At 65.2% G+C, this 10,313-nt stretch carries 11 protein-coding genes; 3 read left to right on the top strand and 8 right to left on the bottom strand.

All coding sequences use genetic code 11. The features are described 5' to 3' along the window. A partial coding sequence (locus V6M39_RS13140) for a queuosine precursor transporter (RefSeq protein WP_332644263.1) occupies window positions 1–700 on the top strand: 700 nt, incomplete at its 5' end. A 114-nt stretch (window positions 701–814) separates the two neighbouring features. On the opposite strand, the gene tgt is transcribed toward V6M39_RS13140, so the two are convergent. From tgt to V6M39_RS13120, 4 genes are read right to left on the bottom strand one after another with little or no spacing between them, the layout of a single operon-like run. After that, window positions 815–2,005 carry a tRNA guanosine(34) transglycosylase Tgt gene (gene tgt, locus V6M39_RS13135; protein ID WP_332644262.1) on the bottom strand — a complete coding sequence of 397 codons (1,191 nt, stop codon included), beginning with the start codon at window positions 2,003–2,005 and terminating at the stop codon, window positions 815–817. Between the two features lie 5 nt (window positions 2,006–2,010). After that, window positions 2,011–2,616 (bottom strand): M50 family metallopeptidase, encoded by a 606-nt coding sequence (locus V6M39_RS13130; protein WP_442880802.1) that lies wholly within the window; start codon window positions 2,614–2,616, stop codon window positions 2,011–2,013. 42 nt (window positions 2,617–2,658) lie between these two features. Continuing rightward, the gene (locus tag V6M39_RS13125) at window positions 2,659–3,063 is read right to left on the bottom strand and encodes a tetratricopeptide repeat protein (RefSeq protein WP_332644261.1); all 405 of its coding nucleotides are present in this window, start codon (window positions 3,061–3,063) and stop codon (window positions 2,659–2,661) included. A gap of 52 nt (window positions 3,064–3,115) precedes the next feature. Next, complete coding sequence (locus tag V6M39_RS13120; RefSeq protein WP_332644260.1) at window positions 3,116–3,733, bottom strand: hypothetical protein; 618 nt, start codon at window positions 3,731–3,733, stop codon at window positions 3,116–3,118. An 80-nt stretch (window positions 3,734–3,813) separates the two neighbouring features. On the opposite strand from V6M39_RS13120, the gene rmuC reads away from it, so the two are divergent. After that, complete coding sequence (gene rmuC / locus V6M39_RS13115; protein WP_332644259.1) at window positions 3,814–5,136, top strand: DNA recombination protein RmuC; 1,323 nt, start codon at window positions 3,814–3,816, stop codon at window positions 5,134–5,136. Between the two features lie 117 nt (window positions 5,137–5,253). On the opposite strand, the gene V6M39_RS13110 is transcribed toward rmuC, so the two are convergent. The 4 genes from V6M39_RS13110 to V6M39_RS13095 all read right to left on the bottom strand — a co-directional run bounded on the left by V6M39_RS13110 (window position 5,254) and on the right by V6M39_RS13095 (window position 9,071). Beyond that, window positions 5,254–6,426: a cystathionine gamma-synthase gene (locus V6M39_RS13110; RefSeq protein ID WP_332644258.1), complete on the bottom strand. Its 1,173-nt coding sequence runs from the start codon at window positions 6,424–6,426 to the stop codon at window positions 5,254–5,256. Beyond that, window positions 6,423–7,796 carry a cystathionine beta-synthase gene (locus V6M39_RS13105; RefSeq protein WP_332644257.1) on the bottom strand — a complete coding sequence of 458 codons (1,374 nt, stop codon included), beginning with the start codon at window positions 7,794–7,796 and terminating at the stop codon, window positions 6,423–6,425. The genes V6M39_RS13110 and V6M39_RS13105 overlap by 4 nt, the downstream gene beginning before the upstream one ends. Window positions 7,797–7,836: 40 nt before the next feature. Next, entirely contained in the window at window positions 7,837–8,352 is a 516-nt protein-coding gene (locus V6M39_RS13100) for a hypothetical protein (RefSeq protein ID WP_332644256.1), read from the bottom strand. A 191-nt stretch (window positions 8,353–8,543) separates the two neighbouring features. Continuing rightward, window positions 8,544–9,071: a DUF6318 family protein gene (locus V6M39_RS13095; RefSeq protein WP_332644255.1), complete on the bottom strand. Its 528-nt coding sequence runs from the start codon at window positions 9,069–9,071 to the stop codon at window positions 8,544–8,546. A gap of 177 nt (window positions 9,072–9,248) precedes the next feature. On the opposite strand from V6M39_RS13095, the gene V6M39_RS13090 reads away from it, so the two are divergent. Continuing rightward, window positions 9,249–10,199, top strand: a complete 951-nt coding sequence (locus tag V6M39_RS13090; RefSeq protein WP_332644254.1) for an aldo/keto reductase — start codon at window positions 9,249–9,251, stop codon at window positions 10,197–10,199. Window positions 10,200–10,313: the final 114 nt, after the last annotated feature.

Genomic DNA, 10,313 nt, shown 5'->3' with positions numbered 1-10,313 from the left:
CCACTATGCGTCGCGCGGATCGTCGTACTTCGACGTCCTGCTCGCGGTCTTCTGCGTCGTGCTCGTCGTCTCCAACATCGCCGCCACCAAGGGCACGGAGTTCTTCTCCGGAGACGTGTCGCTCGGGCCGGTCCAGATCATCCCGGTGTTCTCCGACGGTGGTGCCGTGCTGTTCCCGCTGGCGTACATCATCGGCGACGTCATCTCCGAGGTGTATGGGCTGAAGGCGGCCCGGCGCGCGATCGTCGTCGGGTTCGGTACAGCGATCATGGCGTTCGTGACGTTCCTGATCGTCATCCAGCTACCCAGCGCGTCGTTCTACGAGAACCAGGAAGCGTTCGAGAGCGTCGTCTGGTCGGGCGTACAGATCGTCGCGGCATCCCTGATCGCGTACGTCGTGGGTCAGTTCCTCAACTCGTACGTGCTCGTACGCATGAAGGCGCGATCGGCCGAGCCGGGACTGTGGCGTCGACTCGCCGGATCGACGGGTGTGGGCGAAGCGGCCGACACGTTCATCTTCTGCGCCATCGCCGCTTCGGCGATCGGCATCTCGACGGGTGGGGACTTCGTCAACTACTTCGTCGTCGGCTTCATCTTCAAGTGCGCCGTCGAGATCCTGGTCATGCCGCTGACGATGCTCGTGATTCGCGTCCTCAAGGACCGCGAAGAGACCTACTGGAACAACCCGGCGGTCGAGTAGCGAGGAACGAGCGTATCGAGACCCCGTGAGTTCGAGTGCTCGCCCTGGGAAGTCGTCTCACGAGGTTTCGATACGTCGGCCGCGGGCGGCCTCCTACTTAACCAACGAGGTGGGTTAGCCGTAAAACCGGGCCAGGAAGTCGGCTTTGAAGTCCTTGAAGGAGCCGTCCTCGATGGCGTCGCGCATCTGATCGACGAGTCTGACGATGAAGCGCTCGTTGTGGATGGTCGCGAGCGTGGCGCCGATCATTTCGCGGGTCTTGAACAGGTGATGCAAGTAGGCGCGTGTGTAGTTGCTGCAGGTGTAGCAGTCGCACTCCGCGTCAATCGGGGTGAAGTCGCGGCGGTTGGCCGCTGACGTGACGCTGAAGTGCCCGGTCACGGTGTAGACGCGCCCGGACCGAGCGACGCGTGAGGCGGCGACGCAGTCGAACGTGTCGCAGCCGCTCTCGACGCCGGTGAACAAGTCGTCTGGCTCGCCAATGCCCAGGAGGTGGCGGGGCTTGTCGTCGGGCAATTCCTCGTTGACCCAGCCGACGATCGTTCCGAGTCGTTCCTTCTCGATCGCACCTCCAATGCCAAAACCGTCGAAGTCGAGCGAAACGAGGCCGCGGGCAGCCGTACGACGGAGATCCTCGTGCTGGGCACCCTGCACGACGCCGAACAGCGCTTGCAACGGCTTGCCCTTGCGCTCGTCGGTGAGCCGCTGGTGTTCGACGACGCAGCGCTCGGCCCACGCCTGCGTACGGGCTATCGAGTCTTCTTGGTAGCCGCGAGTGTTCATCAACGTCGTGAGTTCGTCGAACGCGAACATGATGTCTGCGCCGAGCTGATGCTGGATCTGCATCGACACCTCGGGGGTGAAGCGGTGCATCGTGCCGTCGACGTGCGACTTGAAGGTCACGCCGTCGTCGTCGACCTTCGCCAGGCGGTCCTTGCCCGGGGCGATGACGTCATCGGCCTCGACGCCAGTGGCATCCATCGACAGCGTCTTCTTGAACCCCGCGCCGAGCGAGAGCACCTGGAACCCGCCGGAGTCGGTGAACGTCGGGCCCGGCCAGTTCATGAACGTGCTGAGGCCGCCCGCTTCGTCGACGATGTCAGCGCCCGGCTGCAGGTAGAGGTGATAGGCGTTCGCGAGCAGTGCTTGGGCGCCAAGGTCGGCCATCGTCTCCGGTAGGACCGACTTCACGGTCGCGCGGGTGCCGACCGGGATGAACGCCGGCGTTCGGATCTCGCCGTGTGGCGTCGTGATCGTGCCGGTACGTCCGAGCGCGCCGTCGAGTTCCTTGCCGATCGTGAACACGGTCCCTATCCAACCAGCCAGACTGCAGCGCCGAGCGCGGCACCAGTGAGCAGCAGGAACAGCAGATTCCACAAGGCCGCTGGCAGGTGGGTGAGGCGAGCGAGGATGTCGGCGTCGCTCGTACGGGTCCGACTGCGGCGTCGGTGCGACCAGAGATCGAGAACCGTACGCGGTGCGGCGATCAGCAGGAACCACGCGAACGTCAGCGCGGCGAAGTCCTGCACTCGTTGATCGGCCTTCCAGACCAGAGCCGCGACGACCGCGCCGGAGATGCCAACCACCAGGAGGCCGAACCAGTTGCGGATGAACACGAGCATCAGCGCGAGCACGGCGAGGCCGCCGTACAGGGCAATGTCGGTCTCGTCGACCCGTACGAGGGCGACTGAGCCGAGTCCTAGTGCGGCAGGAGTGAGATATCCGGCGGCAGCTGTCGCCATCATGCCCGGACCGCGCGGTTTGCCGGTGGAGAGCGTCAGGCCCGACGTGTCGGTGTGCAGACGGATCGCGTTGAGGCGTCGCCCGGTAAGGACCGCAACCACCGCGTGACCGGCTTCATGGACCAGCGTCACGAGGTGGCGGGTGAACCGCCACGCGGGCGGAACGACCGTCAGCGCAAGCGCGAGGGCCGCTGCCGCCCACGTGGTGTCCAGGGGTCAGCCAACCGGTTGGTCGACGAGCTGGACGCGGGTCGTACCGCGCTCCGGCATGCCCATCGCAGTGGCGAGCCGGTGGTGCACCGCGCCCTCGTCGTGACGGCTCTGCCGGTCGAGCGACAGCCCGAGAGCGGTCTGGGCCCAGCCGTACGTCGGGTCGAGCTCGATGAGGCGGCGAAATGCCTGCTCCGCGGGCACCAGCTGCGCTGCGGCGAAATGCGCCCGACCGATCAGCTCCCAAGCCGATGCGTTGGTCGGCTCGGTCGCAACGACCTTGCGCAGCACGCGTACGGCGTCGCGCGGGAATCGCGAGTCCAGGAGCTCCTCGCCTTTGCGGAAGGCGTCGAACACGTCCATCTGCTCGATCTGCTCGTCGGAGATGTTGGGGGTCATGTAGATCGTCATGGTTAGCTCCTCTCGCGGTTGTGTGATTGCTGAAACAGCGGGGGAGGGCAGTTCATTCCGTGGTCTCGGTGGGGGTGGGTGTCGGTGTGTCAGTGCTCGCCGTGGGCGTCGGCTCTGTCGTCGTTTCCGTGGCAGTCGGGGTGGTCGGGACGGTCGTCGCGGTCTCGGACGGGGTGGGCGTCGGCTTCGGCTTGTCGCGGTTGCCGCCGAGGGTGTCGCCGATCGTCGTTCCGTGGTCGCCGTCGAGCGTGCGACCGGAAATCAGCTCGTACGTGGAGATCGCGGCGATGGCGAGCGACAGCACGACGATGGACGTGACGATGATCGTCTTCCAGTGCAGTCGGGGCTTCTCGTCGACGAACCGCGCACCACGAGCTGCCGAGTCGACATCAGCGGCTTCGTCGAGCGCCTCGCGTACTTCGCCCTCGTCCACCTGCCGCTCGATGACCGTGCCGGACTCGGTCTGGATCAGCAGCGTTCGGGTGTGGTCGAGCGTGCGCCCGTAGAACGCCGAGCTGATCGTGACGACGAAGCTGCCGAGTGCTGCGCCGATCAGAGTGCCTGCCACACCGAGACGAGAGGCGATCCAGGCGGCAGTGACGGCGGCCAATACGCTCGCGAGGAGCTGGAGCCAGGAGATCTCTCCCAGTAGTCCGCGACGTCGTGACATACCCGCAAGCGTATGGGAGACATGGATGGGGCCCGGCCTGTCTCCGCAATTGTGTCGGTCTCAGTTGTCACACTGGCCACATGGAACTGATTGTGGTCCTCGTATGCGGTCTGCTGCTCGGCCTTGTCGTCGGTTGGCTCATCGGTCGCACCCCCGCGCAGGGCACCGAGCCTGCCGTGCTCGAGGCGCGTCATGCCACCGCACTTGCGGAGCTTCGTCACGACGAGAGCACTCTGCGTGCGCAGATCGAACAGGATCTCGCCGAGGCGCGCGCCACGGTGATCGGCCTGCGTGAGCAGCTCGGAACCGCACGCACCCAGTACGACGAGATCGTGGAGCGCCACCGCCAGGATGCCCAGAAGCGTGCCGCCGCTGACCAGGCCGAGAGCAAGGTCCTGCAGCAGCTGGCACCGGTCGCCGACCAGCTCAAGTCCATGAGTCAGAAGGTCATCGACCTCGAGGCTCAGCGCCACCAGCAGCACGGTGAGCTCCATGCCCAGATCAAGGTCACCCGCGAGACTGCCGAGAAGTCCAAGCTCGCCGCAGAGACCCTCGCGGCAGCGATGAGCAACAACTCCACGCGTGGCGTATGGGGCGAGACGCAGCTCAAGACATTGGTTGAGTCCGCCGGACTGCTGCGCCGGGTCGACTTCACCACCCAGGAGTCGATCGAGGCCGACTCCGGCGCCCGTCGCCCTGACATGGTCGTCAACCTGCCGGGCGGCAAGCACATGGCGATCGACGCCAAGGTGCCCTACTCGGCCTTCATCGAGTCCAACAGACCTGATCTCTCTGACACGCAGCGCGCCCAGCTTCTCGCGCAGCACGCCAAGCAGGTCAAGGCTCACGTTGATGCGTTGGCCGGCAAGCGCTACTGGACCGGTCTGGAGGCGAGCCCCGAGTTCACGATCGCGTTCATCCCCAACGAGTCGATCCTCAACGCCGCAATCGACGCTGACCCGGCGCTGATGGACTACGCGTTCGGCAAGGGCGTACTTCTGGCGACTCCGGTCAACCTGTGGGCCGTGCTCAAGACCGTGGCCTTCACCTGGCAGCAAGATGTGCTGACCGAGGACGCCAAGCGGCTCTTCGACCTCGGCAAGGAGCTCTACTCCCGCCTTTCAACGATGGCCGAGCACTCCGACAAGCTGCGTCGCTCGATCGAGAGCACCGTCTCCAACTACAACGCGTTCGCCGGGTCGCTTGAGCAGCGCGTACTAGTGACCGCGCGCAAGCTAGATGGGCTCGACGAGTCCAAGGTGATCGGTACGCCGCGGCTGATCGAGGCACAGACACGTCGTCTCGACCAGTCGGAGTTCGCCGTCCTCGACGACGTGGAGCGTCCCGAGATTGACTTCGGCGAAACCGAGGCCGCCCGCGGCCGCAGCGTTGAGGCGGGTTGAACGTCCCGCGGCGGAGCCGCCACTGTGAAACCTCGTGACGTGTCTCCCGAACGCGAGAGCCGGTCTTCCCGTTGTGATTGATGAGGAAGAGACCGCCTGAACGACGCGTGCCGAGGACTAGCTCAGCGCCTGCTCCAGGTCGCCAATCAGGTCGGCGATGTCCTCGATGCCCACTGAGAGGCGTACGAGGTCGTCAGGCACCTCGAGCAGTGACCCGGCGGTGGACGCATGTGTCATGGCGCCGGGGTGCTCGATGAGCGACTCGATACCGCCGAGGCTCTCGGCGAGCGTGAACAGCTCGGCGCGAGCACACATGTCGAGCGCTGCCTGCTTGCCGCCCTTGACGCGTACCGAAATCATGCCGCCGAAGCGAGACATCTGCTTCGTGGCGACTTCGTGTCCGGGATGGCCGTCGAGACCCGGGTAGAGGACCGAGTCGATCGCGGGGTGGCCGACTAGCATGTCGACAATCGCCTCGGCGTTGTCGCAGTGCTTGTCCATGCGTACGGCGAGGGTCTTGGCACCACGAAGGGTCAGGTACGCGTCGAACGGACCGGGCACTCCACCTGCACCGTTCTGCAGGAATGCGAACGCCGCGTCGAGCTCTTCATCGTCGGTGACCAGTACGCCGCCGACCACGTCTGAGTGGCCGCCGATGTACTTCGTCGTCGAGTGCAGCACGACGTCGGCACCGAGTGCGAGCGGCTGCTGCAGGTAGGGCGACGCGAACGTGTTGTCGACGACGAGCTTGGCCTTGGCGCCGTGTGCGATCTCTGAGATCGCCGCGATGTCGCCGACGTTGAGCAGCGGGTTGGTCGGTGTCTCGATCCAGATCGCCTTGGTCGCCGGGGTGACGGCCGCCAAGATCTCGTCGAGGTCGTTGACGGCCGCGGGAGTGTAGGTCAGACCCCACTGGCTGAAGACCTTGTCGATCAGCCGGAACGTTCCGCCGTACGCGTCATTGGGGATGACCAGGTGATCGCCCGGGCGCAGCATCGAACGCAGCGCGCAGTCGGTGGCGGCCATACCGGAGCTGAACGCACGCCCGTACGAACCGCCCTCCAGCGCAGCGAGGTTGCCCTCCAGCGCCGTACGAGTCGGGTTGCCGGTGCGGGCGTACTCGTAGCCCGACCGCATACCGCCGACGCCATCCTGCTGGAACGTCGAGCTCGCATAGATCGGCACGTTGACCGCGCCGTTCTCGGCATTCGGCTCGTAGCCGGCGTGGATCGCCCGGGTCGCAAATCCTTGGGTCGCGCCCTCGTCCGCCTTGCTCTTCTTTTCACTCATACGTGAACGCCCAGCAGGTCGTGGCGGGTCAGCACGCCGAGCGGCTTGCCGTCTTCGACGACCATGACGGCGTCGCTCTCGCTGAGCGCCTTCAGGGCGTCGTCGAGGCTCTCGCCGGAGCCAAGCAGCGGCAGCGGAGGCTCCATGTGCTCGGAGACGGCGTCGGTGAGCTGCGCCCGACCCTCGAACACGGCACTGATCAGGGCGTGATCGGTGACGCTGCCCGCAACCTCACCGATGACGACCGGCGGCTCGGGGCCGACGACCGGCATCTGCGAGACGTTGTATTCGCGCAGGATCTCGATCGCGTCGCGGATGGTCTCGGATGGATGCGTGTGGACGAGCGCCGGCATACCGCCGGTCTTGCTGCGAAGCAGATCGCCGACGGTGATCTCGTGTACGTGGCCGTCGAGCGGCTCGCGGAGGAAGCCGTAGGACGCCATCCAGTCGTCGTTGAAGACCTTGGAGAGGTAGCCGCGCCCGCCGTCGGGGAGCAGCACGACGACGATGGCATCAGGTCCGGCCTTCTCGGCGACCTGCAGGGCTGCCACGACGGCCATACCGCAGGAACCGCCGACCAGGAGGCCTTCTTCGCGGGCGAGGCGACGAGTCATGTCGAACGAGTCGGCATCGGAGACGGCGATGATCTCGTCGGGGATCGAAGGGTCGTACGCGCTGGGCCAGAAGTCCTCTCCGACGCCCTCGACGAGGTAGGGGCGACCTGTACCGCCGGAGTAGACCGAGCCTTCGGGGTCGGCGCCGATCACCTTGATATCGGGGTTCATTTCCTTGAGATAGCGACCGACACCGGTGATGGTGCCGCCGGTTCCGACGCCGGCGACGAAGTGGGTCACCTTGCCGTCGGTGTCGGCCCAGATCTCGGGGCCGGTCGTCTCGTAGTGGCTCTCGGGGCCGGCTGGGTTGGAGTACTGGTCGGGCTTCCAGGCGCCCTCGGTCTCGCGGACCAGACGGTCGGAGACGTTGTAGTAGCTGTCGGGATGCTCAGGAGGTACGGCGGTCGGGCACACGACGACTTCGGCGCCGTACGCCTTCATCGTGTTGCGCTTGTCCTCGCTGACTTTGTCTGGGCACACGAAGATGCACTTGTAGCCGCGCTGCTGCGCGACGAGCGCGAGACCGACACCGGTGTTGCCCGATGTGGGTTCGACGATCGTTCCGCCTGGCTTGAGCAGGCCTGCGGCTTCGGCAGCGTCGACCATCTTGACCGCGATGCGGTCCTTGGCGCTGCCTCCGGGGTTGAGGTATTCGATCTTGGCGGCCACCGTGGCAGATCCTGCGGTGGTGACGGACGTGAGCTTGACCAGCGGGGTGTTGCCGATGAGCTCAACGATGTGTTCAGCGATTCGCATGTGTCCATACTCCCACTCGGCTGCATGGACGGGGATTGGGTCACGGGTGGGTGAGGACGGGTGCGGCTTCCTTGACCTCGAGCTCGGCGGTCGGACCGGATGCCAGGAGTGTCTGGTCGATCGTGTTCCATGACCCGCCGTCGACGCGATATCGCACTCGGTATGTCACATCGACGCGCGGGCTGACAGCCTCGGCGGGTTGCCGGTAGCGGTAGGTCACGTCGGTCGATGGGTAGGGCCTGCCTGGCTTGGAGGTTGTCGACGCGGTGCCGTCGCCGTGAAGCCAGCGGTAGCGCACGGGTGTGGCGATCAGGTCGACATCGAAGCCCAGCAAGGTCACGCTGCGGTTGAACGCTTCCGGCTCGGCATAGAAGATCGTTGGCACGTTCACGAGCGTCGATGTGCCGGGCTGGATCTGCACCTCCAGGCTCGGCAACCCCAACTCCCGCACCGCCCGCAAAATCGCGCCCTCGGTCAACTCCGGATCGTCTGGATCCGACGGCACGTAGACCCGGCACCCGTAGCGACCGATGACAGGATCAACGCGACAATCCATCCGCGGCCGAGGCTTGGTCTCGGCTTTCGTCCCGAACACCCGATCAATTGTCTGCTGGCTACGTGGAACCTCCCGCCCTGCATCGAGTTGAACTCTTGCGTCCTTGGGTTTCACGTCAACGCCGGCGAAACTACTCGTGTAGTTCGCGCCCAGGAATAGAGCACTTGCGAGGAAAACCGCCGCCCAGCGGATCACGACTCAGCCTGCAATTCGAGAGTGTCCAGGGTCCAAGCCCCAGATTTCATGGTGAGCACGAATGTGAGGTCGGAATCCTCGGGATTGCCTGGCTGTGGAGTCGCAGAACTGCTCTCCGCGTACGTGCCCGGCGGGGAGGACACCGATCCGAACACAAGGACTCTGCCCTCGCCAAACGTGACATCAAGGTCGCTGATCTTCCAGTCCGAGTCTTTGAAGAATCCGCCCTCGGCGTAGGTGTCCCGGTAGAGGTTGATGTAGTTCTGGCAACCGTCGCATTTGGGTGACGAGAGCTGGGAGAGCTCCGAGACGTCGCCGGTCTGCGCCGCGTAATTGAACACTTCGATGTAGTGGGCGACGAAGGCGGAGGCGCCTTCTGGGGTGTTCTCTTTGGCCTGGGCGGGCATGGTCGGTGCCGTCGCGGTTGGCGCGGCGGAGGTGGTGGGTTTGGGTTCCTTGGGCTCGGGGTCAGTGCACCCGGCAATCAGGACCAACAGTGATGACGCGACGACGAGTCTGAGCATGATCCCCCCGAATCGAATGCGAAAAACCTACCGAAGCTCGCGCGCCTTGTCAGCACCGAAGTTCCGCCTGTGGATCAGCCTCATCCATCGCGAAATGTGACACGGACGGCGTCACGGGGGCGAGGTAGCGCCGTGGGTGACACAAATCGCGGGGATGGGCGTGAATACGCTGAAGCCATGACTCGCACCCTCGGCTCCAGCGGCATCGTGGTCTCCACCGTCGGCGTCGGCTGCAACGCCTTCGGCACCCGCATCGACCAGGAACAGACCACCGCTGTCGTGGATGCGTGCTTCGAGCACGGCGTGAACTTCTTCGACACCGCCGATGTGTACGGCGAGAGCGAAGTGCTGCTCGGCAACGCGCTCAAGGGTCGTCGCGACGAGGTTGTTCTCGCCACCAAGTTTGGCATGGATCTCCAAGGTCGCAATGGCGACGACCAGGGTCGCCGCGGCAGCGCGGCATACGCGAGGACGGCGATCGAGGCGAGCCTCAAGCGGCTCGGCACCGACCACGTCGACCTCTACCAGCTGCACACGCCGGATCCGCAGACCCCGATCGAGGAGACGCTAGGCGCGCTGAACGAGCTGGTCACCGAAGGCAAGGTACGCGCGATCGGCAGCTCCAACCTGCAGGCCTGGCAGGCAGTCGACGCGGACTGGGTCTCGAAGACCAAGGGGTACGCATCGTTCGTGACGGCGCAGAACGAGTACTCGCTCTACAACCGCACCGCCGAGACCGAGCTCGTACCCGCCTGCCTGGAGCTGGGCGTCGGCATCCTGCCGTACTTCCCGCTGGCGTACGGGTTGCTCACCGGCAAGTACCGGAGAGGTGAGCAAGCCCTTGAAGGTACGCGGCTCGCCGTACAGACGCATCGGCTAGACGCGGCCAACTGGGACACGATCGAGGCCCTCGAAGCCTTCGCCAACTCCCGCAACATCTCCATCCTCGAGCTGGCAATTGGAGGACTCGCTGCGCAGCCCGCAGTCGCCAGCGTCATCGCCGGTGCGACCAAGCCGGAGCAGATCGCAGCCAACGCGGCAGCAGGGGAGTGGACGCCCTCAGCCAGCGATCTCGAGGAGCTCGCATTGATCGGCAAACCGGATCAGTCGTACACGACATATGCCTGAAGATGATGCGCCGGGCTGGGAAGCGCCTCACGGCGCGTGGCCGCTCGAAGCGGCTGATTTTAGGTCCCGGGGCTACCACAGCCCGACGCGTAGACAAGCCTAACTGACGAGCCC

The sequence above is a fragment of the Aeromicrobium sp. genome (assembly GCF_036675695.1).
Classification (GTDB): domain Bacteria; phylum Actinomycetota; class Actinomycetes; order Propionibacteriales; family Nocardioidaceae; genus Aeromicrobium.
This window is presented reverse-complemented; position numbering and strand designations above follow the sequence as displayed.